Below are 21,674 nucleotides of genomic sequence, written 5' to 3' on the forward strand. Positions count from 1 at the left end.
CCTGTTGCCGCATTCGTCGCACCGTGCGCACCCATCTCGGCCGTGGGCGCCGGGCCCTCGCCGGTGCACGACGGCCACTTTGGGCAGCCGACCCCTGAACTGGCGACCCGCACCCCCCACCGCTGACGGTGATCACGACGGCCGCCGTCACCGACGCCGCGGTGGCCGTGCGCGGGCTGCACGGCCCCCTGTTCCTCATCGGCCACCCTGGGCGGGGCCGTGAAACCCCCGGCCCCGCCCACGGGCCGTTCAGGGGAGGATGAGGGGCTTGATGACCTGGCGGTCGGCCATGGCCCGGTAGGCGTCCGGGACCCGGTCGAGAGGGAAGGCGCGGTCGAAGACGCGGCCGGGGGCGATCGTCCCGTCCAGGACGTCGGGGAGCAGCTGCCCGATGTAGGCGCGGGCGGGGCAGGCACCGCCGGTCAGGGTGATGTTGCGCAGGAACTCGGCACGGCCGAGCGGCCCCTGTTCGTACTGCGGGACGCCGAGGCGGCTGATGGTGCCGCCGTCCAGGACCGCCCCGAGAGCGGTGTCCAGGGCCTGGCGGGTGCCGACGGCCTCGATCACCTTGTCCACGCCGCCGGTCAACTCCCGCACGCGGGCGACGCCTTCCGCACCGCGCTCGGCGACGACCTCACTCGCACCGAACTCGCGGCCCAGCGCGGTACGTTCCTGGTGTCGGCCCGCGAGCACGATGCGCTCGGCGCCGAGCCGCCGGGCGGCGATCACCGCGCACAGGCCGACCGCCCCGTCACCGACGACCAGCACCGTGTCGCCGCGGCCGACGCCGGCGGTGACCGCACCGTGGTGACCGGTGGTCATCACGTCCGACAGCGCCAGCAGCGACGGCAGCAGCGCCGAGTCGGCGGACACCGGCAGCTTGACCAGGGTGCCGGCCGCGTACGGGACGCGCACCGCCTCCCCCTGGCCGCCGTCGACCCCGTCGAATCCGTAGCGGCCGCCGTTGCGGCACGAGAAGTGCAGGCCCTTGGCACAGTGATCGCACGTACCGTCGCTGTAGGTGAAGGGGGCGACGACCAGGTCACCCGGCCTCAGACCGGGCACATCCGCGCCGGTCTCCTCGATCACGCCCAGGAACTCGTGGCCCATGGGACGTCCGGTGCCGGCGGCGGGCATGGACCGGTAGGGCCACAGGTCGCTGCCGCACACACAGGAGGCGAGCGTGCGCACCACGGCGTCGGTCGGCTCGACGATCCTCGGGTCGGGCCGCTCCTCGACGCGGACGTCTCCGGCTCCGTACATGACTGCTGCGCGCATGAGAAAGGCAACCTCCACAAGGGATTTCGGGGTGTCCACCGTCGCGCCTTTCCCCGCCCGTGGGCAGGCCGGGCTGTTCGGGGGTCATGACAGGGCCCCCCACGCCGCTGCCGCCCAGGTCACAGCGGTGTGACACTGAAGCCATGGCATCCGAACACCGCACCGGCTCCAGCGAGGGCGCGGAACTGGGCCGATTCCTGCGCGCCCGCCGCACCCGGACCAGCCCCCAGCAGGTCGGACTGACCGTCGGCCCCGGCCCGCGCCGGACTCCGGGGCTGCGGCGCGAGGAACTGGCCACCCTCGCCGGGATCAGCATCGACTACTACGTACGCCTGGAGCGCGGCAGGGAGACCCGCCCCAGCCCCGCCGTCCTCGACGGGCTCGCCCGCGCCCTGCGGCTGGACGACCAGGAACACCAGCACCTGCGGGATCTCGCCGCCCGGGCCGCCCGTTACGCGCCCGGACCACCGCCCGCGCCGAGCCGTTCCGTGCGCCCGCACCTGAAACTGCTGCTGGAGTCGCTGCGCCCGTACCCCGCCTACGTCATCAGCCGCAGCATGGACGTACTCGCCTGGAACCCCGGTGGCCTCGCCCTGTACGCGGGCCTGGCGGACTGGCCGGCCGGGCACCGCAACCTCGCCCGCTACCTCTTCCTCCACCCCGCGGCCCGCGACCTGTTCACCGACTGGGACCGGCAGATCACCGGCTGCGTCGCCCGCCTGCGCGCCGCCGCCGGCACCGCCCCCGACGCGCCCGACCTGACCAACCTCGTCGGCGAACTCCTCCTCAAGAGCCCGGACTTCGTCCGATTGTGGGAGCGGTACGAGGTCACCGGCCGCAAGCCCGCCCAGAAGACCTTCCACCACCCCCGCGTCGGAACCCTCACCCTCACCTCTCAGCCCATGCACCTGGACGGCACCCCCGGACAGCGCATCGGCGTCTACACCGCCGAACCCGGCACCCCCGACCACGACGCCCTGCTCCTGCTCGACACGACCGCGTCCTCCGACGTGCACGACGTACCCGGAGGGCGACTTCCCCGCGTGCCGTCCTGACCGCACGGCACCGGCGGGGCGGCAGCCCGGCGCGGGGCCGGCGCCAGTGATCGCGGGCTGGTAGGACGTGTCCGGTGGATGCCGCCGTGCCCCGGCCGCGGTGAACACTCCGCGCCCGCTGCCGTTCGTTCGCTGCCCGCTGCCGTTCGTTCGCTCAGCGACCGTAGGACCGACGGCGGGGGAGCGGTCCCGCGCCGGCGTGCCGGCCGGGGCGTGCGGCGGCGTGCCCCTGTCCGGGGCCGGGGCCGGAGCGGGCGGCCAGGGCGTCGGCGACGGCGCCGGCGGCGAAGGCGTAGACGGCCTTGTGCACCAGGTCCACCAGCAGTTCCCCGCGCGGCCAGGTCTGCGGCGGCGCGCCGACCCCGGTCGCGTTCTCCAGGATCTGGTCGTTGGTCAGCCTCACCACCGTGAACTGCGCCGACGCCACCGGCCCGCGCAGCCCGGCCTGTGCCATCACCGAGCGGAGCACCCCCAGCAGCGCGCCCTGCCCGTAGTGCATCGCCCAGTTCACCGCCAGTGGCTGCCGTCCCGGCCGCTCGGACAGGCCCGTCAGCCGCTCCAGCGTGCGTGCCGGGACATGGGAGTCGGGCCGGCCGGTCAGGCGCTGCTCGGCCTTCTCGCCGAGGGTCATCACCACGACCCCGGCGGCACCCGCCACCAGCCCCTGCCACAGCGCGCGTTTCAGCATGCCGCACGCGTACCCCCGTACCGGATGCCCTACCGCGCCCGTGGCCGGGATCCTCCCGTACCGATCTTGTCCGGGAGGAGTCCAGGATCCCCGGCGAAGCGGCACACACCCCTGCCGAACAGCAGCTTTCCAGACGAGACGGTCGCATCACCGACACCGGGCCGGGGCAGCCCTCGTAGGAACCTACAAGGCATCCGTCCCGCACTGCTCACGTTTCATGTTTTCGGCGCCTGGCTGATTCGTTCGGCTGGCTGTGTACTGCTCGAACAAGCACGAACGGCGAAAGAGCGGGAAGCTCCCCGCAGCACGTCCGCCGCGTCCGACCGGACCCCTGCTCGTGCGGGTGCCGTCGCCTCCCCGACGGTACCCGCACCCCGCCCCACCGCATTCGACAAGGAGCAACCGTGACCGTGAACACCGCGACCATCGTCCAGAACGAGCAGGAGTGGATGCAGCAGGCCATCGCCGCCGCCACCGACAGCGCGAACAACGGCGGCGGCCCCTTCGGTGCCCTGATCGTCAAGGACGGCGTGGTCGTCGCCACCGCACACAACCAGGTCACCGCCACGAACGATCCATCCGCGCACGCCGAGGTCAACGCGATCCGCGCCGCCTGCAAGGAACTGGACACCTTCATCCTCGAAGGCTGCACCCTGATCACCTCGTGCGAGCCGTGCCCCATGTGCCTGTCCACCGCCCTGTGGGCGCGCCTCGACCGGCTCGTGTACTGCGCCGACCGCCACGACGCCGCGGTGGCCGGCTTCGACGACCGCAAGTTCTACGACCTGTTCGAGAAGCGGCCCATGGAGGCGTGGCCGCTGCAGGTCGCCCATCTGGACCTGCCGAACCGCACCGCGCCGTTCGACGCGTGGATCGCGAAGTCCGACCGCGTCGACTACTGAAAAGAGGGCGGCCGGGACCGGCCTCTTGAACTCCGTGGTCCCAGCCACTATTTTGCGGTAGACGTCGAACCATAACCGCCGAAAGGAGGCGACCAGCAGATGTACACCAGCTCTGATCCCGGTCGCCTCGCTCGCCGCACGGTCTGGGTTCCGGGTCGCATCGCACACGGCTGCTGACCTCGCCGTTCCGATGCCCGCCCGTGGCACGTCCCGAGTTTTCCCGCAGATATCCCGGCATGTAGCTGTCGCGTGCCGTTTGGCGCCCGCCCCTTTTGCGCGGCGCGTCTGAACACAGAAAGCTGCCTGAAATTGGCGAACATGATGAATCGATCGATCGCGAACCGGAACGAAGGCCTGTCATGGTAGCGGCGCGCATCACGGTCAATGGAAAAGAAACACCGATTTCACCGGCCGCGCCCCACACCACGGTGCTGGATTTCCTGCGCGAGCGCGGCCTGACCGGCACCAAGGAGGGCTGCGCCGAGGGTGAGTGCGGCGCCTGTTCGGTTCTGGTGGCCCGTCCCGGGGTGAACAAGCCCACCGACTGGGTGGCGGTCAACGCCTGCCTGGTCCCGGTCGCGGCGCTCGACGGCCAGGAGGTCGTCACCGCCGAAGGCCTCGCCACCGCCGGCGAACCCGGCAAGCCCTCCACCCTGCACCCGGTGCAGGAGGAGATGGCGGTCCGCGGCGGCTCCCAGTGCGGCTACTGCACCCCGGGATTCGTCTGCAGCATGGCCGCCGAGTACTACCGGCCCGACCGCTGCGCGCACGCGGCCCCCGCCGACGCCACCGACGCCGAGCACGGTCCGAACGGGTTCGACCTGCACGCCCTGAGCGGAAACCTGTGCCGCTGCACCGGCTACCGCCCGATCCGCGACGCCGCGTTCGCCGTCGGTGAGCCCACAGCCGAGGACCCGCTCGCGCAGCGCCGCGAGCAGTCCCCGCCCGCACCGGTCGCCACCGAGTACACCCAGGACGACAGCGCGTTCCTGCGCAAGGACACCCTGGACGAGACGCTCCGGCTGCTGCGCGAGCGGCCCGACGCGGTCGTGGTCGCCGGCTCCACCGACTGGGGCGTGGAGGTCAACATCCGGTCCCGCCGGGCGGATTGCGTGGTCGCCGTCGACCGGCTGCCCGAACTGCGGGAACTGCGCGTGGAATCCGACGTCATCGAGATCGGGGCGGCGCTGACGCTCACCGAGATCGAACGCCGCCTCGACGGCGACATCCCGTTGCTGGCGGAGCTGTTCCCGCAGTTCGCGTCCCGGCTCATCCGCAACAGCGCGACCCTCGGCGGCAACCTCGGTACCGGCTCCCCCATCGGTGACAGCCCGCCGGTGCTGCTCGCGCTGGAGGCGTCGCTGGTGCTCGCCGACGCCGACGGGGAGCGCGAGGTGCCGCTGGCGGACTACTTCACCGGCTACCGGCAGAGCGTGCGCCGCCCCGGCGAGCTGATCCGCGCGGTGCGCGTCCCGCTGCCGCTGTCGCCGGTCGTGGCCTTCCACAAGATCGCCAAGCGGCGCTTCGACGACATCTCCAGCGTCGCGGTCGCCTTCGCGCTCGACATCGAGGACGGGATCGTCCGCAAGGCACGCATCGGCCTGGGCGGCGTGGCCGCCACCCCGATCCGCGCCCTGGCCACCGAGGCGGCCCTGGAGGGCAGGCCGTGGACGGCGCAGACGGTCGAGGCCGCGGCCGGGGTGCTGCAGGCCGAGGGCACGCCGATGAACGACCACCGTGCCAGCGCCGACTACCGCTCCGCGATGCTCGGCCAGAGCCTGCTGAAGCTGTACGCTGGAACCACCGAGGCGGTGTCGTCATGAGTCATCTGTCCGAACGCCCCGAGAATCCCGTCGTCGGCGTCCCGTTGCCGCACGAGAGCGCCGCCCTGCACGTCACCGGCACCGCGCTCTACACCGACGACCTGGTCTGGCGCACCAAGGACGTGCTGCACGCCTATCCCGTCCAGGTCATGAAGGCCCACGGCAGGATCACCGCGCTGCGCACCGAGCGCGCGCTCGCGCTGCCCGGCGTGGTACGCGTGCTGACCGGAGCCGACGTGCCCGGCGTCAACGACGCGGGGATGAAGCACGACGAACCGCTGTTCCCCGACGAGGTCATGTTCTACGGCCACGCGGTCGCCTGGGTGCTCGGTGAGACCCTGGAAGCGGCCCGGCTCGGTGCGGCGGCCGTCGAGGTGGAGCTGGAGGAACTGCCGTCCCTGGTCACGCTCCAGGACGCGATGGCGGCCGGCAGCTACCACGGCGCCCAGCCCCTCATGGAGACCGGGGACATCGACGCCGGCTTCGCCGACTCCGCGCACGTGTTCACCGGCGAGTTCCAGTTCGCCGGTCAGGAACACTTCTATCTCGAGACCCACGCCGCGCTGGCCCAGATCGACGAGAACGGGCAGGTGTTCATCCAGAGCAGCACCCAGCACCCGTCGGAGACCCAGGAGATCGTCTCGCACGTGCTCGGGGTGCCCGCCCACGAGGTGACCGTGCAGTGCCTGCGCATGGGCGGCGGCTTCGGCGGCAAGGAGATGCAGCCGCACGGGTTCGCGGCGGTCGCCGCGCTCGGCGCCAAGCTGACCGGCCGGCCGGTGCGGTTCCGGCTCAACCGGACGCAGGACCTGACCATGTCCGGCAAGCGGCACGGCTTCCACGCCCGGTGGAAGATCGGCTTCGACGCGGACGGCCGCATCCAGGCCCTGGACGCCACCCTGGTCGCGGACGGCGGCTGGAGCCTGGACCTGTCCGAGCCGGTGCTGGCCCGCGCGCTGTGCCACATCGACAACACCTACTGGATCCCCAACGCCCGCGTCGCCGGCCGTATCGCCAAGACCCACACGGTCTCCAACACCGCCTTCCGCGGCTTCGGCGGACCGCAGGGCATGCTGGTGATCGAGGACATCCTGGGCCGCTGCGCACCGCGGCTCGGCCTGGACCCCGTGGAGCTGCGCGAGCGCAACTTCTACCGGCCGGCCCAGGGCCAGACGACGCCGTACGGACAGCCGGTCACGCAGGCCGAGCGGATCGCCACCGTCTGGCAGCAGGTCAAGGACAACGCCGGCCTCGCCGACCGCAAGCGGGAGATCGCCGCCTTCAACGCCGCGCACCCCCACACCAAGCGGGCGCTCGCGCTCACCGGCATCAAGTTCGGCATCTCGTTCAACCTCACCGCCTTCAACCAGGGCGGCGCGCTGGTGCTGATCTACAAGGACGGCTCGGTCCTGATCAACCACGGCGGCACCGAGATGGGCCAGGGCCTGCACACCAAGATGATGCAGGTGGCCGCGACCACGCTGGGCATCCCGCTGCACAAGGTGCGGCTGGCCCCGACGCGTACCGACAAGGTGCCCAACACCTCGGCGACCGCCGCCAGCTCCGGGGCGGACCTCAACGGCGGGGCGATCAAGAACGCCTGCGAGCAGCTGCGCGAGCGACTGCTGCGGGTGGCCGCGAGCCGGCTGGGCGGCAATGCCTCGGACGTGCGGATCGTCGGGGGCGTGGCGCGCCTCCTGGGCAGCGACCAGGAGCTGGCCTGGGACGACCTGGTGCGCACGGCGTACTTCCAGCGGGTTCAGCTGTCGGCGGCCGGTTTCTACCGGACCGAGGGGCTGCACTGGGACGCGAAGACCTTCAGGGGCTCGCCGTTCAAGTACTTCGCCCATGGCGCCGCGGCGACCGAGGTGGAGGTGGACGGCTTCACCGGCGCGTACCGCATCCGTCGGGTGGACATCGTGCACGATGTCGGCGACAGCCTGTCCCCGCTGATCGACATCGGTCAGGTCGAGGGCGGTTTCGTGCAGGGTGCGGGCTGGCTGACGCTCGAGGATCTGCGCTGGGACGCCAGTGACGGGCCGCACCGCGGCCGGCTGCTGACCCAGGCGGCGAGCACCTACAAGTTGCCGAGCTTCTCGGAGATGCCCGAGGAGTTCAACGTCACGCTGCTGGAGAACGCCACCGAGGAGGGCGCGGTCTACGGCTCCAAGGCGGTGGGCGAGCCGCCGCTGATGCTGGCGTTCTCGGTGCGGGAGGCGCTGCGGCAGGCCGCCGCCGCGTTCGGGCCGAGCGGGGCGAGCGTCGAGCTGGCCTCGCCGGCGACGCCGGAGGCGGTGTACTGGGCGATCCAGGCGGCTCGCCAGGCCGACGCCTCCCAGGGCGGTCAGGCCGGCACCGGGTCCGCCGCCGACGGTCACGCCGGGAACGGTCACGCAGGGAACGGCCAGGTCAGGCTCGGGCAGTCCGTCGACGGCCACGCCGGAAACGGCCACGCGGGCAATGGGCACGCGGGCAACGGGCAGGCTGCCGTCGGCAGGGACCGGACCGACGCGGAAGCGCTGCGCGGTGCCTGACATGACCTGGGTCGCCGCGGTCGCACGGTTGCGAGCACGCCGGGAGCCCGGCGTGCTGGTGACCGTGGCGACCGTGCGCGGTCACGCCCCGCGCGACGCCGGTGCGAAACTGGTGGTGGGGCGGACCCGCACGTGGGGCTCGATCGGCGGCGGCAACGTCGAGGCCGTCGCCATCGACCGGGCCCGGGAGATGATCGCCGCGTCCGAGCCGGAGCCGGAGCTGATCGATTTCGCCCTGAACGACAAGGTGACCAACCAGCACGGGGTGCAGTGCTGCGGCGGCACGGTCTCGGTGCTGCTCGAACCCCTGCCGGTGGTACGGGCGGTGGCGATCTTCGGCGTCGGACACGTGGGGCTGGAACTGGCACGCATCCTGGCACGTCAGGACCTCGACCTCCACCTGATCGACAGCCGTGCCGACCTGCTCACCGAGGAACGGCTCGGCGTGCTGGCGGACGCGGTGGCGCAGGTGCGCGTGCATCACACGCCGCTGCTGCCCGAGGAGGTGCTGGAGGAACTGCCGCGCGGCACCCATGTCCTGATCATGACGCATGATCACGCCGAGGACGCCGCTCTGTGCGACGCCGCCCTGCGCACCGCCCACCTCGGCTCCATCGGGCTGATCGGGTCGGCGGCCAAGTGGGCGCGGTTCCGCAAACGCCTCGCCACCGAGGGCGGTCACGAGGACTCGGCCATCGACCGGATCAAGACCCCCATCGGGCTGCCCGGCATCACCGGCAAGGAACCCGCGACCATCGCCGTGAGCGTCGCCGCGGATCTGTTGCACACCTTCGAAACCGAGGGGGACTGACCCCCGGACCTGCGAAGCCCGGAGCTCCCCCACGGGACGGCAGGGTGCCCCGCGCTCGTGCGAACGCACATCCGCGGGGCACCCTCATGTCACAGGCCGGCGGCGTCCACCACGTCGCCCAGGTCGACGAACTTGAAGCCGGTCGCCGTACGCGTCCCGCCCTCGCCGTCGGGGACCTCGGGGGTGTCATGGCCGTCCTGGACGACCAGCAGGCCGTTCGGGAAGCGGCTGCCCAGCGGCGCGTTCAGCACGGCGGCGCCGTCGCACTCCTCCGAACCGTCGAGCGTCGCGGACGCCGGGCCGACGCGGAAGCCGCCCTCGTACTCGTTGTCCTCGCTCACCTCGCGGTCGTACGCGGCGAAGGTGTTGTCGCCCTGGCTGGAGGCGAAGAGGTAGCCGTCGCCGTCGGACTCCTGGAACAGGGTCAGGCCCTCGACGTCCGCGGTCAGGTGCTCACCGCCGAAACCGGGATCGGCGCCGGCCGTGCACTCCTCGGTGGTCTCGTCGTAGACGCCGGGGACGCCGTACTCGCGGACCTTGTCGACCAGGACCGGCCGACTGGTCAGGTCGGCGCGCAGCCGCCAGATGCCGACGTCCTCCTGGCCGGCGTACAGGGTGCCGGTGGCCGGGTCCACCACCATGCCCTCGACCTGGGGGAGTTCACCGGGCTCGGCGCAGGGGGACCAGGTGGTGCCGTCGGGCAGGCGGAACGACGCGGGCAGGTCGAGCGTGCGGACCTTGCGGTAACCGACGGTGCCGCGCGCGGTCGGGGTCAGTTCCAGCAGGGCGAGCCGGGTCCGCTCCCGCTGGCTGACCAGGGCGTAGGAGCGGCCGGTGGTCTTGTCCCGCCAGGTGGCGAGGCCGTACGCGGTGCGCTGGTCGTTGATCTCGGCCTGGTCGGCGGAGAAGACCGGGGCGGCGGCCGGGTCGGTGATGTCCGTCAGCGGGGCGCCCGGCCGGGACGGGTCGATGCGGTAGATCCGCAGCCGGTCGTTGCCCCGGTCGCTGACCACGGCCACGTCCGTCCGGCCGGCGGGGGTGTTCAGGCCGGTGACCAGGTCGACGTTGTTGAAGCGGCCCGGGGCGTCGTCCTCGGCCGGCGGACGCGGCGCCGGCAACGACTGCACCAGGCGGGCGTCCAGGCCGTACACGCGCAGGCCGCCCTTCTTCGCCGTCGCTATGACGAGGCTGTGGTCGGGATCGGCCGCGTTGCGCCAGATCGCGGGGTCGTCCGCGTCGGCCTCGCCGCCCGCCTTGTCGTCGTACAGGGCGGCGGTCTCGCCGACCGGGGTGACCGTGGGCAGGCCCTCGTCGTCGGCCCCGGCCGGGGCGGCGGTCAGCAGGGCCAGCAGGGCGGCCCCCAGGGCGAGGGCGGCGGCTCTGCGCGGTGTGCGATGCGTGTTCACAAGCGCTTCCTTGATCGGTGTCACGGACATGCCGATCTTGGGGGGAGAACTTTGCCTTCAGGGAACCGGGAGCTGGACAGCCGGTCACGGGCGGGACGACCGCAGGCCAACTGTCGTTCATCACCGCTCGTCCGGCTCCTCTCGGGCCCGCTGCCGCCGCCGGTGCCGCAGGCCCGGCCCCGGCGGCAGTGCCTCCGGGAGGACGGGCCCGCCGCGCCGTGTTCCGACCGCGCTCACGGAACCTGGTCCCGCCGCCCGCGGCCCGGTCCGGATCACCGGCGACCGCGGAACTTCCGCATCAGTTCCTGCGCCTGGGCGCGGCGGCGCGGATCGGCGGCGGTCCTGCGCACCTGCTCGATCGTCCGCCGGCCCTGCGGGCTCCTCGCGAACTGCTTGATCCGTTCGACAACCCCGGCCATGACGCTCCTCCCGTCGTCGTGCGCTGCTCCTGCTGCGGCACTGGTTGGATTCCCGGTTACCCGGAGACGGGCGGTCCACCCGCTTTCCGGGGGCGGGAACGGCCCCGCCCAGCCGATCGTCCGCGAGCCGTCCTGGCCACCTACTGGGCAGTGCGGGCGACGGGCCCGGCCGACGGTACGGGTGCCCTGCCCCGAACCGGGCTCCCCTGGGCACTCCCGTCCCCGCGCTTTGCTGAGGCCGGTGCGCCCCCCGGGGGGCGCACCGACGGGCCCGGGCCCGGGTCTAGCAGGTGCCGAGGTCCTCCCAGACGCCCCACTGGCCGGTGGTGCCGGGCTTGTCGCCCGATACCCACCACTTGGCGCGCCAGGTGTGACCGCCGTAGGAGACGGTGTCGCCGCCGTTGTAGACGCGTGTGGAGTCCCAGGCCGGCGCGGTGCAGGTGTCTCCGCCGCCGCCACCGCTGCCACCGTCGTTGCCGCCGCCGATGTTGACGTCGACGCAGGAGTAGAAGGCGTTGGCGGTGTCCGAGATGTTCCAGACGGCGAGCACCTTCTGACGGCCGGTGAAGCCGCCGAAGTTCACCTGCTGGCTGACGTCCGCGGCCGGCTGCTGGTTGCGGCCGTCGAACTCGGCGATCTTCTGACCCCCGATGAAATACTGCCAGTTGGCGGTGGCGTGCCGGGCGGTGTTGTGCCAGGTGAACGTCGCGGTCGTGCCGACCGGCGTGGCCTTCCAGCCCTTGCTGTCGTCGTCGAGCTCGGCGTACTCCGCGTGTCCGCCACTGCAGCTCCGCAGGCCCTTCGGCCCCTCGACGCTCTGCGGTTCGTACTTGATCTGACCGCAGGCGACGACGCCCTCGGCACACTGCTGCTGCCGGCTCGTGGGCAGCGTCACCCAGCCGTGGGCGCTGGCCGTGCTCGCCGGGAGGCTGACGGCGAGCACCGGGGCGACCAGCGCGCCGATCGTGAGAGCCGCTCGTCTCTTCGTGTTCATGCCTGCCACTTCCTTCGGTGTGTGTCTCAACCGTCGCCTGAGGAACCGGGCTTGCCGGTCATGCGGGATGGGGCGGGGCGAGGGCCGACGGTGGTCTGGACCTTTCGCCTGTTAGGTCTAGACCATAGCCATGGAGCGGTCCCGGTCAAGACCTTGGACAAGGTGAACTTGCGAAGCCACCGCCGGTGGCCGGAACGCCTGTTGACCCGGGCGGGCGCGCCGGGATTGGCTCGGCTCGGGCCGCAAGGGCCCTCAGCGGGGCAGGGGAGGGGACATGCGGTTCCGGGGACCGGTCGTCCTACCGGCGGCGGTGCTGGCCTGCGTGGCGGGCGTGGTGCCGGCGGCGGCCACACCCCCGGCGAGCGGCGGGACGTGGCACCCCCGCCCGGTGGTGGTGAGCACGGCGGCGGACGGCACCCCGGCCGACGGGGAGTCGCGAGACGCCGTGGTCAGCGGCAACGGCCGCTTCGTCGCGTTCGTCTCGGACGCCGGCAACCTGGTGCCGGGCGACACCAACGGCCTCGCCGACGTCTTCGTGAAGGACCTGCGTACGGGTGCCGTGGACCGCGCCGACGTCGCCGACGACGGCAGCCAGGCCGACGCCGCCGCCTCGCACGTCTCCGTGAGCGCGGACGGACGCTACGTCGCGTTCGATTCCTACGCCGGCAACCTCGCCCCGGGAGACACCCCCGGCGCCTGGGACGTCTTCGTGCACGACCGCGCCACCGGACGCACCGAGGCCGTCGTGCCCCGCCCGGGCGGAGATCCCGGAAACAGCTACGACCCGGTGATCAGCGCGAACGGCCGCCATGTGGCGTACGCCTCCTACCGCGACGACCTGGTGCCGCAGGACACCAACAGCGGTATCGACGTGTTCGTGCACGACCGGGCGAGGGGCACCACGAGGCTGGCCAGCGTCTTCACCGACCACATCGGGGGAACCAGCACTTCCTTGGCGCCCACGATCAGCGCGGACGGCAGCAGGATCGGGTTCCGCCGGATGTGGTACCCGCCGCGCGGGACGGCCGCGGCGCGGGCACCACGGGGACCGAGGCCCTGGTGGTTCTACGTCCACGACACCCGCACCGGGAAGACCGTGCCCGCCGCCGTCGACCGCGAGGGCAACACCCTGAACATGCCGGCGTCACCCACGACGGGCCTCGGCCCGGACGGGCGCTACGCGGTCTTCTCCTCCCCGTCGGCCGACGTGGTGGACGGCGACACCAACGACGCGGCCGACGTGTTCGTACGTGACCTGACGACCGGCACCACCCGGCGCGTGAGCACCGCCGCCGACGGCGCGCAGGCACACGACGGTTCGGGCCGGGGCCGGCTCAGCGCGGGCGCGCGCCGGGTCTTCTTCACCTCCGCGGCGGACAATCTCGTGCCCGGCGACACCAACGGCGCCCGCGACGTGTTCGCGAAGGACCTGCGCACCGGCGTCGTACGACGGCTGGACGTGGCCGCGGACGGCACCGAGAGCCCCACCGGGACGGAAGAGGTCACCACGGACACCACCGGCCGCACCGCGGTCTTCCCCCACGACGACGGCCTGGTACCGGGTGACGTCAACGGCCACCGGGACATCCTCGCCCTGCGCCTGCCCCCGTCCCTGGAAGCCGCGGACCGCTGAACGCCCCCCCGCGACACGCGAGGCCGCGCCGCTCGGGGGAGCGCGGTCACAGCAGCCCCGGGCTCTCCACGGTCGCCTCGGCCAGCGACTTGCGCGCCAGGTCCGGGACCTCGCAGTCGGCGGCGGCGTAGCCGACGGGGAAGAGGATGTAGGGCCGTTCGTTGCCGGGCCGCCCGCAGATCTCGGTGAGGAAGCCCATCGGGTTGGGCGTGTGCGTCAGGGTGCTCAGCCCCATCGCGTGCAGGGCGGCGATGAAGAAGCCGCAGGCGATGCCCACGCTCTCGTTCACGTAGTAGTTCTTGCGCAGCGAACCGTCCGGCAGGACGGTGCTCTTCTCGGCGAAGCAGACGACGATCCACGGCACCACGTCGAGATAGCTCTTGTCCGAAGTGGTCTCCAGGCGGGCCAGCGCGGCGCGCCACTCGGGCGGGATCCGGCCGCCCTCGTAATTGACCCGCTCCTCCTCCTCGGCGGCGATCCGGATACGGTGCCTGGTCTCCGCGTCGCCGATCACGGCGAACTTCCACGGCTGAAGGTGAGCCCCGGAAGGCGCGGTGTTCGCCGCGGCGATGGCGAGGTCGACGCAACCGCGCGGCACCGGCTCGTCGCTGAAGAACCGCACACTGCGCCGGCGGTCGAGGAACGACACGAAGTCCTTCCCCCGCCGGACCATCTCGGCCTCGTCGTACCGCTCGGGACGGTACGGGATGAACGGGTGGGAGTGCTGCCTCACGACTGCTCCTCGTGGACGGGGATCCCACAGCGTGAGCCATCGGCCGTCGTACAGGCAACAGACTCCGTCTCCCGTTGCTAATCTGACAAAGAATGGGGCGTGAAGGTGTCTCCGAGGTCACAGATCGGCAGGTACGGTGGCACGACAGGGACTCGACCGGCTCGACGGCCGGATGCTGCGCCTGCTGAGGGAGCGCCCGCGCGAGGGCCTGCTGGAGATCGCCCGCCAACTCGGCGTCGCCCGGGGCACGTTGCAGGCGCGGCTCGACCGGCTGACCGGCTCCGGCGTGGTCACCGGCTACGGACCGGACGTGAACGTCGCCGCGCTCGGCCACGTCGTCGAGGCGTTCACCACGTTCGAGGTGGACCAGCCGGCCCGCGCCGCCATCGCCGCGCGCCTGCGGGCCGTGCCGCAGATCCTCGAGGCCCACATCGTGACGGGCCCGGGCGACATCTGGTGCCGCATCGCGGGCACCAGCAACCAGCACGTGCAACAGGTGATCGACCACGTCCTGGAAGTGCCAGGAGTCCGTCGCAGCACGACGGTCATCGCGCTGAGCGCGGTCATCCCTTACCGGGTCCAGCCCCTGGTCGACGACCTGGCCGGCCTGCCGGGGAAGCCGGACGCAGGGCCCGGATGACCGGCGCCGGCCGCACGGACCGGGGCCGGCGGGCCGGACGTCTTGCGGCGGCCCCGTGTCGGGAGGGGGCGAGTCAGGACGGGGCGAGGACGCAGTACTCGTGGCCCTCTGGGTCGGTGAGGCACGACCACGGCACGTCGCCCTGGCCCAGGTCGAGGTCGGCGGCCCCGAGAGCCCGCAGCCGGGCCACCTCCGCCGCCTTGTCGTCACCGGGGTACGGCAACAGGCCGAGGTGGACGCGGTCCGGCACGGTCTTCGCGCCCCGCGGATCCGCGCAGTCGACCACGACCCTGGCGACCGGCCCGGTGTCCCTGGCCGACGTGTGTGTTCTTCGCGGGCGTCCCGGACTCGGAGACGGGAATGACATCGACGCACACGAGGACGGGGTTCGGCCGGACGATGCCGCCCGCGGGACCGACGTACGTGGTCACGCCCGGGCTGTCGGCGGTCCAGCCGAGCGCCTCCGCCCAGAACCGGCCGACCGCGAGCTGTCGAGAGCCTTGATGTCCACCTGCACAGGTCGCAGCGTCATGTCGGCCGACGATCCAATGTGCCCGCCAGGAGTGTCGCCGAGCGAGGTGCGCAAGGATGTCCGGTGCTCTGTCGCATCCGCACGATGCGGAGCAGGTCCGCGTGACCCGTAACGGACATGTGCCGAGTCGGTCGCCGTCGTCCTCCGGCAAGTCGCCCCGCGCTGCCGGGCGTTGCCCAAGAGCGACACCGTTGCGGAGCAACACCGGCGCGAGGCCCGCGTACCGAGCGCCTGACCGGCCAGAACGGCGGCACGAGCGGCGGCAACGTCCGCGCAACAGGCGGTTCGCACGACCCCGCTTCAGGATCGTGGACCGCAACACCCCCGGCTTCGTCCATCCTGGTCCCACCGTCCGCGAACGGCCGGATGGGGGGCACGTCCCGTCGTACGCCGGCGGGATGGGAAGAATGGAGCGCGCGGTGGACCGTCCTCTGTTGTCACTGAGATCGGCCTTGGTACTTCTGCTGGGCCTGCTCACCGGCGCGGCGGCGGGCGGGCTGACGGCCGCCGCCGGGGAAGGGGCCGCGCGCAGCCTGCTCGTGGGCCTTGCCGCCACGGGGCCGGCCGTGGCGTTCTTCAACCGGCTCGTCGCCGCCGAGGGCAGCGCTGCCCAGCCGCCGGCCCCCGCGGACGCCGGTCAGGCCGAGAGCGACAGCCATGGGTGAACTGCGACCTCTGGGGGACGACCTGAACGAGGCGCCCCGGGCACTGGCCGAGGCCTTGCGCGAACTGTTCGAAAGCCTCGATGTGTCCGTCCGCCGGTACGCGGCCCGGCGCCGGCTCGACCCGGGCACGGTCTCCCGGTACCTCAACGGCACCCGGTTACCGCCATGGCAGGTGATCAGCGACCTCTTCGCCGATGTCGCCGAACATCGTGGGACCGCGGTCACCACCGAGGCCATCGAGCTGGTGCGCGGCCTGTACGGATCGGCCGTGGACGCCGCCTCCTCGCCCAAGCACGCCGTGGAGATCCTGGAGCGGCAACTGGCCGACGCCGACCATGTCTCCCGCCGCTCCAGCGTCCGCGGTGACGTCCTCGGCGATGCGCTGCTGGACCGGACGCAGCGCATCGCAGACCTCGAGACACGGCTCAACCAGCTGGAGGTCGACCGCGCCGCGGTGCAGCGGCGGGCGGACGAGATCGCGAAGGCGCATCCGGATGTCTACGGCCTTCTCCGGGAGCGCGACGCGCTGCAGTTCGAGGTCGAACGCCTCGGCGCGGCCCTGGAGGAGGCACAGGCCCAGCGCGCCGCGGCGGAGGACCGCTGCGAGCTGCTCGAACGCCAGCTGGATGCCGTCGAACAGGCCACGACGGCCGTGCTGCCGCCGGGCCGGCAGGGCATGCCCAAGATCCTCGTCGTCGATGACCAGCCGGACAACCTGCTGGCGATGACCGCGGTGCTGGCCACGCTCGAACAGGAGCTCGTCACGGTCTCCTCGGGCCGGGAGGCGCTCAAGGCCCTGCTCGACCACGACGACTTCGCCGTCATCATCATGGACGTGCAGATGCCGGAGATGGACGGCTACGAGACCTGCGCCCACATCAAACGCCGCCCACGCACACGAGACGTGCCCATCATCTTCCTGACGGCGATGGGCACGGGGTCCGAACACTCCGCCCGTGGCTACGCCGCCGGCGCCGTCGACTACATCAGCAAGCCCTTCGACCCCTGGGCCCTGCGCGCCAAGGTCGCCGTGTTCACCTCCATCTACCTGGAACGACACGGCCAGTAGCCCGGCTTGCCGGGACCGCCCGTGCCGGGACAGCCGCTGCGCTCTGCGCTCACCCGAGGCACGGAACCCCTGGGGTGACAGTGCGGCGAGCCGGTGGCCTGTCGGTGATCGTGACATCGGCACGACACGGCACGGCACGGCTTGGCCCCGCGCGGTCTGTCCCGGGCGGACGTCGCGCACGGTCTCGGTCCGGTTGGTCACGGCCCGGCCGGCGCCGCTCATGAAGGTGAAGACGACCGAGTAGGCCGGGGGCGGCCCCGGCCGGTCAGGCTCGAGCCCGGAGAGTCGGCGACCGCCGGCCTGGTCTGGCGCAACACCACGGAGTCCGGCACGCCGGTCGCCGTGCCCTTTGTAAGGGGCCGGGCGAAGGAGGGCGCCGATCCGGTGACGGTGACCCCGCACCTGGACCTCGGCACCACCGGGAAGCTCGGCGTCAGACCGTGGCGGACGACGGTACGCCGGCGGGTCGGCGGCGCGGGTGCGCGGGTGCGTGAAGCGGCGGGACTCGGTGTGGAGGCAAGGTGAGCGGTCGAGGAGCCGATCGAACTAGGCTTCCAGCATGTCCGGTCCGACGTTGGTGATCGAGTTGGCGGAGCCGCTCTCCCCGGCTGCCCTGCGGCAGTTGCGCGCGTTGATGGCGGGGCTCTCCTCCCGCTTCGACGAGGAACGGCCGGGGTTCTTCGACGTCAACGTGCCAGTGGAACGACTGGGCGTCGAGGACAGGCGGGAGAAGGACTGGCGGAAGCCGTTCCCGCTTCCACTCCTCGGCAACACCATGGCGGACGAGGGTCTCACAGCTCTGGTGGGATTCAATCCGCAGCGCGAGGACCGGCGTCGGCCCTTCCTGGTCTACTTGATGGGGCCGGGTGCCGGCGACGAGAGCACGTTCGAGGCTGAGCACGCGGACGAGCCCGAGGTGGAGGCCGTCCTCGGCTTCAGGCCGACCCATGCCGTCAATGTCAGCGCCGGCTGCAACGGCGAGATCGACCACGTGGCCACGGCCCTGCTGACCGCCGCTGTCATGGACGTCATCGGGGGCGTGGCGAAAGCCGAGCTGCTGGACGGACAGGCGTCGGTCGTCGCCGGCCTTCCGGGGGTGGTGGGGATCACGAACGACGACTGGACGGCGCTGGGAACGGCGGAGTTCCTGCGGGCCTGGGTCGGGCACCCCGCCTTCCGACTGGTCAAGTAGCCCGGACAGATCCGCGGCTGATGCCGTGCTGTGCCCCGGAACCATCGCCAGGTTGCCCGATCCGGAGGCGAGAGCGGGCCGGCGCCCCAGCGGACGCCCGGCCGGCCGGCGGTGGACAGACAGGGGCGCCGGTGCGCGTGAGCGGCGCGGCGCCGTACGCGAGGGGCACCGCGACCCCGGTGCCGGCGGCGGTACCCCGTTCGTCACCCGCGCCGGCCTGCCAAGCCAGGAACGGCTGTCGATGAACTGTCGGTGGCCGTGGGTGGTTTGTCGGTGGTTTGTAGGCGGGCGGAGGGAGGTTGGTGGTGGCCGGCGGCGGGCTCCCAGCGGGGCGGCTGCCGGTGGCACATCGTCCGGGCCGTCCGCGGCGGTGTCTGCGGAACCGGCCGCCGGGCGTTTGCCGGGCGGTCCGAACCAGAGGAGGAACCCTTCCATGACTGTTGATGTCACGATCATCGGAGCCGGGCTCGGCGGGCTCATGCTGGCGCGTGTCCTGCATGTCCACGGGATACCGGCCACGGTCTACGAGGCGGAGCCCTCCCCGGCCGCCCGGGCGCAGGGAGGGATGCTCGACATCCACGACTACAACGGGCAACTCGCCCTGAAAACGGCCGGCTTGCTGGACGAGTTCGGCGGCCTCGTCCTGGAGGGCCGACAGGCGATGCGGTTCCTGGCCCCGGACGGCACCGTCCTGTTCGACCAGGCCGACGACGGCACGGGGGGACGCCCCGAGGTGCAGCGCGGCGATCTGCGGCAGATGCTGCTCGACTCGCTCCCGGCCGGCACGGTCCGATGGGGGCACAAGGCGGGCCGCGTCCGGACCCTCGGCGAGGGCCGTCACGAGGTGACGTTCGCCAACGGTGCCACGGTCGTCACCGGTCTGCTGGTCGGCGCGGACGGCGCGTGGTCACGGGTACGGCCGCTCCTGACCACCGCCACACCCGAGTACACGGGCAAGTCGGTCGTCGAGACCTACCTCTTCGACGCCGTCACCCGCCATCCGGCCGCCGCGAAGGCGGTCGGCGGCGGCTCGATGATCGTCCACACGCCCGACAAGGACCTCTTCGCCCACCGGGAGAAGGACGACACCCTGCACGCCTACGTGGGACTGACCCAACCGGAGGACTGGTTCGCCGCCATCGACTTCACCGACGCCACCGCGGCCACCACCCGGATCGCGCGGGAATTCGACGGCTGGGCACCGGAACTCACCGCACTGATCACCGACAGCGACACCGCGCCCGTCCTGCGCCCCCTCTACGCCCTGCCGACAGGGCTCCGGTGGGACCGGGTGCCGGGGGTGACCCTGATCGGCGACGCCGCCCACCTGGCGGCCCCGAACGGCGAAGGCGCCAACCTGGCCATGCTCGACGGCGCCGGACTCGGCGAGGCCCTCGCCGCGCATCCCGGCGACACGGAGGCCGCGTTGACCGCCTACGAGCAGGCCATGTTCCCCCGGAGCGCGGAAGCCGCCGCCTTCGAAGGCGGCGACGCCCACGGGAACGACTCCGGCACCCCCACACCCCACGACCTGATCGCCGCCCTCATCCGGCACGAGGAGTCCCAGTAGGACCTGCGGCCGAGGCTCTCCCGCGGGGCCTCGGCACGCCCGGCCGGCGCCCTTGCCCGGCGGCGGCCCGGTCAGCGGATCAGGGAGCGCTCTCGCGGGGGCGTGCGGCGGCCTCGATCACCGTGTCCAGCACGGCGCGGGAGCGCTGGAGGTCCTGGATCATCCGGTCGATCCGGGCGCGTTCCACCGTCAGTTCGCCGACCAGGTACTCGTCCGCGGTCCGGACGGGGCGGCCGTCGCTGTCGCGCATGTACGGCAGCAACTCGGCGATCTTCGAACTGCACAACCCGGCCGCGTACAGCTCCTGGATGCGCCGCACCCGGTCCACCGCCGTCTCGGCGTACTCACGGTGGCCGCCGGGCGTCCGCCGGGCCGAGAGCAGGCCCTCCTTCTCGTAGTAGCGCAGTGAGCGCTCGCTCACTCCGGTACGACGGGCCAGTTCACCGATGCGCATGACGCGGATCACAACTCCCCGGCTTGAATCTGACATGGGCGTCAACTTCTACGGTAAGTCCATGACAGACGACACCACCACGTCCCCCCTGCTGGCTCCCGCCCGTCTGGGCCGGTACGAGTTGGCGAACCGCCTGGTCATGGCGCCGATGACGCGCAACCGCGCCGAGAGCGACGGCACCCCCACCCCGCTGATGGCCGAGTACTACGCCCAGCGCGCCACCGCCGGAATGATCATCGCCGAAGCGTCCACCCCCAATGCGGTCGGGCGGACGTACCCGAACATCACCGCCCTGCACACCGACGGCCACACCGCCGGATGGCGTCAGGTCACCAAGGCCGTCCAGGCCGCGGGCGGCGGTCCGATGTTCCTCCAGCTCCAGCACGGCGGACGCATCGGCCACCCCGACACCAGCGGACTGACACCGATCGCCCCCTCGCCGGTCCCGCTGCCCGAGCCGGTCCACACGCCCACCGGACGGCGGCCGGCCGTCACCCCGCGCGAGATGACCGCCGAGGACATCCGGCAGACCATCGCGGACTTCGCCGCCGCGGCCCGCCGCGCCGTCGACGCCGGCTTCGCCGGGGTCGAGGTCCACAGCGCCAACGGCTATCTGCTCCACCAGTTCCTCGCCCCCGGCACCAACCGCCGCACCGACGGCTACGGCGGCAGCGTCGCCGGCCGCATCCGCTTCACCACCGAAGTCGTCGACGCCGTCGCCGAGGCGATCGGCCCCGGCCGTACCGGCCTGCGCATCTCCCCGGGCAACACCGTCAACGGCATCACCGAGACCGACACCGAGGTCCTGTAGCCCGCCCTGATCGAGGCCGTCGCGGGCAAGGGCCTCGCGTACCTGCACATCGCCTTCGCCGACCCCGTCCGGCCGCTGTTCACCCGTCTGCGCGAGCAGTGGGCCGGCACCCTCGTCGCCAATCCCGTCCTGCCCGCCGACCAGATCCCGGCCGACGGCGGCCGGGCGGCAGCGGAGCGGCTCCTGCGGGCCGGAGCCGACCTGGTCGCCCTGGGCCGCCCCTTCCTCGCCAACCCCGACCTGGTCGAGCGGATCCGCACCGGTGCCCCCGTCAATCCCGTCCGCGCCCGGTACGCCATGTACACCGGCGGTCCCACCGGCTACACGGACTACCCCGCCTACCGCCACCCGCACTGACCCCGCACGGCCGTGGCGGACCGCCGACCGCCCACCTCCCCGGACAACGGGCTCCTCCCGAAGGCATACCGAAAGGCCTCTCCGAAAGGCATACCGCCCATGGACAAG

18 protein-coding genes and 3 pseudogenes are annotated in these 21,674 nt (G+C 72.3%); 13 read left to right on the forward strand and 8 right to left on the reverse strand.

Annotated features, from left to right (window positions below; genetic code table 11):
* Positions 1-249: 249 nt before the first annotated feature.
* Positions 250-1,278 carry an alcohol dehydrogenase catalytic domain-containing protein gene (locus AB0E62_RS36390; protein WP_362204152.1) on the reverse strand — a complete coding sequence of 343 codons (1,029 nt, stop codon included), beginning with the start codon at positions 1,276-1,278 and terminating at the stop codon, positions 250-252.
* 143 nt (positions 1,279-1,421) lie between these two features.
* Between AB0E62_RS36390 and AB0E62_RS36395 the strand changes: the two genes are divergently transcribed.
* Positions 1,422-2,333 (forward strand): helix-turn-helix transcriptional regulator, encoded by a 912-nt coding sequence (locus AB0E62_RS36395; RefSeq protein WP_362204155.1) that lies wholly within the window; start codon positions 1,422-1,424, stop codon positions 2,331-2,333.
* A gap of 154 nt (positions 2,334-2,487) precedes the next feature.
* On the opposite strand, the gene AB0E62_RS36400 is transcribed toward AB0E62_RS36395, so the two are convergent.
* Positions 2,488-3,021 (reverse strand): hypothetical protein, encoded by a 534-nt coding sequence (locus AB0E62_RS36400; protein ID WP_362204158.1) that lies wholly within the window; start codon positions 3,019-3,021, stop codon positions 2,488-2,490.
* Positions 3,022-3,425: 404 nt separating this feature from the next.
* Between AB0E62_RS36400 and AB0E62_RS36405 the strand changes: the two genes are divergently transcribed.
* The 4 genes from AB0E62_RS36405 (at position 3,426) to xdhC (ending at position 9,091) form a co-directional block, all read left to right on the forward strand.
* The gene (locus AB0E62_RS36405; RefSeq protein WP_362204161.1) at positions 3,426-3,923 is read left to right on the forward strand and encodes a nucleoside deaminase; all 498 of its coding nucleotides are present in this window, start codon (positions 3,426-3,428) and stop codon (positions 3,921-3,923) included.
* A gap of 359 nt (positions 3,924-4,282) precedes the next feature.
* Complete coding sequence (locus tag AB0E62_RS36410) at positions 4,283-5,746, forward strand: FAD binding domain-containing protein (RefSeq protein WP_362204164.1); 1,464 nt, start codon at positions 4,283-4,285, stop codon at positions 5,744-5,746.
* Positions 5,743-8,280: a xanthine dehydrogenase molybdopterin binding subunit gene (gene xdhB / locus AB0E62_RS36415; protein ID WP_362204167.1), complete on the forward strand. Its 2,538-nt coding sequence runs from the start codon at positions 5,743-5,745 to the stop codon at positions 8,278-8,280. The genes AB0E62_RS36410 and xdhB overlap by 4 nt, the downstream gene beginning before the upstream one ends.
* A gap of 1 nt (position 8,281) precedes the next feature.
* Complete coding sequence (xdhC, locus tag AB0E62_RS36420; protein ID WP_362204170.1) at positions 8,282-9,091, forward strand: xanthine dehydrogenase accessory protein XdhC; 810 nt, start codon at positions 8,282-8,284, stop codon at positions 9,089-9,091.
* Positions 9,092-9,180: 89 nt separating this feature from the next.
* Here the strand turns inward: xdhC and AB0E62_RS36425 are convergent, their stop codons facing one another.
* The 3 genes from AB0E62_RS36425 to AB0E62_RS36435 all read right to left on the reverse strand — a co-directional run bounded on the left by AB0E62_RS36425 (position 9,181) and on the right by AB0E62_RS36435 (position 11,910).
* Positions 9,181-10,497, reverse strand: coding sequence for a phytase (locus AB0E62_RS36425; protein WP_362204173.1), 1,317 nt, complete (start codon positions 10,495-10,497; stop codon positions 9,181-9,183).
* 272 nt (positions 10,498-10,769) lie between these two features.
* Positions 10,770-10,916 carry a hypothetical protein gene (locus tag AB0E62_RS36430; protein WP_362204176.1) on the reverse strand — a complete coding sequence of 49 codons (147 nt, stop codon included), beginning with the start codon at positions 10,914-10,916 and terminating at the stop codon, positions 10,770-10,772.
* Between the two features lie 283 nt (positions 10,917-11,199).
* Entirely contained in the window at positions 11,200-11,910 is a 711-nt protein-coding gene (locus AB0E62_RS36435) for a lytic polysaccharide monooxygenase (protein WP_362204179.1), read from the reverse strand.
* Between the two features lie 274 nt (positions 11,911-12,184).
* On the opposite strand from AB0E62_RS36435, the gene AB0E62_RS36440 reads away from it, so the two are divergent.
* The gene (locus tag AB0E62_RS36440; protein WP_362204182.1) at positions 12,185-13,543 is read left to right on the forward strand and encodes a hypothetical protein; all 1,359 of its coding nucleotides are present in this window, start codon (positions 12,185-12,187) and stop codon (positions 13,541-13,543) included.
* 46 nt (positions 13,544-13,589) lie between these two features.
* Here the strand turns inward: AB0E62_RS36440 and AB0E62_RS36445 are convergent, their stop codons facing one another.
* Positions 13,590-14,276, reverse strand: a complete 687-nt coding sequence (locus AB0E62_RS36445; RefSeq protein WP_362204185.1) for a nitroreductase family protein — start codon at positions 14,274-14,276, stop codon at positions 13,590-13,592.
* Positions 14,277-14,412: 136 nt separating this feature from the next.
* On the opposite strand from AB0E62_RS36445, the gene AB0E62_RS36450 reads away from it, so the two are divergent.
* The gene (locus tag AB0E62_RS36450) at positions 14,413-14,916 is read left to right on the forward strand and encodes an Lrp/AsnC family transcriptional regulator (protein ID WP_362204188.1); all 504 of its coding nucleotides are present in this window, start codon (positions 14,413-14,415) and stop codon (positions 14,914-14,916) included.
* A 73-nt stretch (positions 14,917-14,989) separates the two neighbouring features.
* Here the strand turns inward: AB0E62_RS36450 and AB0E62_RS36455 are convergent.
* Positions 14,990-15,448, reverse strand: a pseudogene (locus AB0E62_RS36455) (VOC family protein).
* 452 nt (positions 15,449-15,900) lie between these two features.
* Here AB0E62_RS36455 and AB0E62_RS36460 point away from each other — a divergent pair.
* The 5 genes and pseudogenes from AB0E62_RS36460 to AB0E62_RS36480 all read left to right on the forward strand — a co-directional run bounded on the left by AB0E62_RS36460 (position 15,901) and on the right by AB0E62_RS36480 (position 19,944).
* A complete protein-coding gene (locus tag AB0E62_RS36460; RefSeq protein WP_362204191.1) occupies positions 15,901-16,113 on the forward strand; it encodes a hypothetical protein in 213 nt (70 codons plus the stop codon).
* Positions 16,106-17,182: a response regulator gene (locus AB0E62_RS36465; protein ID WP_362204194.1), complete on the forward strand. Its 1,077-nt coding sequence runs from the start codon at positions 16,106-16,108 to the stop codon at positions 17,180-17,182. Before AB0E62_RS36460 ends, AB0E62_RS36465 begins: the two co-directional genes overlap by 8 nt.
* A gap of 255 nt (positions 17,183-17,437) precedes the next feature.
* Positions 17,438-17,707, forward strand: a pseudogene (locus AB0E62_RS36470) (DUF4232 domain-containing protein); the annotation flags it as partial.
* 34 nt (positions 17,708-17,741) lie between these two features.
* Positions 17,742-18,374 carry a DUF6368 family protein gene (locus tag AB0E62_RS36475; RefSeq protein WP_362204197.1) on the forward strand — a complete coding sequence of 211 codons (633 nt, stop codon included), beginning with the start codon at positions 17,742-17,744 and terminating at the stop codon, positions 18,372-18,374.
* Between the two features lie 433 nt (positions 18,375-18,807).
* A complete protein-coding gene (locus AB0E62_RS36480) occupies positions 18,808-19,944 on the forward strand; it encodes an NAD(P)/FAD-dependent oxidoreductase (protein WP_362204200.1) in 1,137 nt (378 codons plus the stop codon).
* A 79-nt stretch (positions 19,945-20,023) separates the two neighbouring features.
* Here AB0E62_RS36480 and AB0E62_RS36485 read toward each other — a convergent pair whose 3' ends face one another.
* Positions 20,024-20,398 carry a MerR family transcriptional regulator gene (locus tag AB0E62_RS36485; RefSeq protein WP_362204203.1) on the reverse strand — a complete coding sequence of 125 codons (375 nt, stop codon included), beginning with the start codon at positions 20,396-20,398 and terminating at the stop codon, positions 20,024-20,026.
* A 61-nt stretch (positions 20,399-20,459) separates the two neighbouring features.
* Between AB0E62_RS36485 and AB0E62_RS36490 the strand changes: the two are divergent.
* A pseudogene (locus AB0E62_RS36490) lies at positions 20,460-21,566 on the forward strand (alkene reductase).
* Positions 21,567-21,674: the final 108 nt, after the last annotated feature.

This window comes from Streptomyces sp. NPDC038707, from assembly GCF_040636485.1.
Lineage (GTDB): Bacteria > Actinomycetota > Actinomycetes > Streptomycetales > Streptomycetaceae > Streptomyces.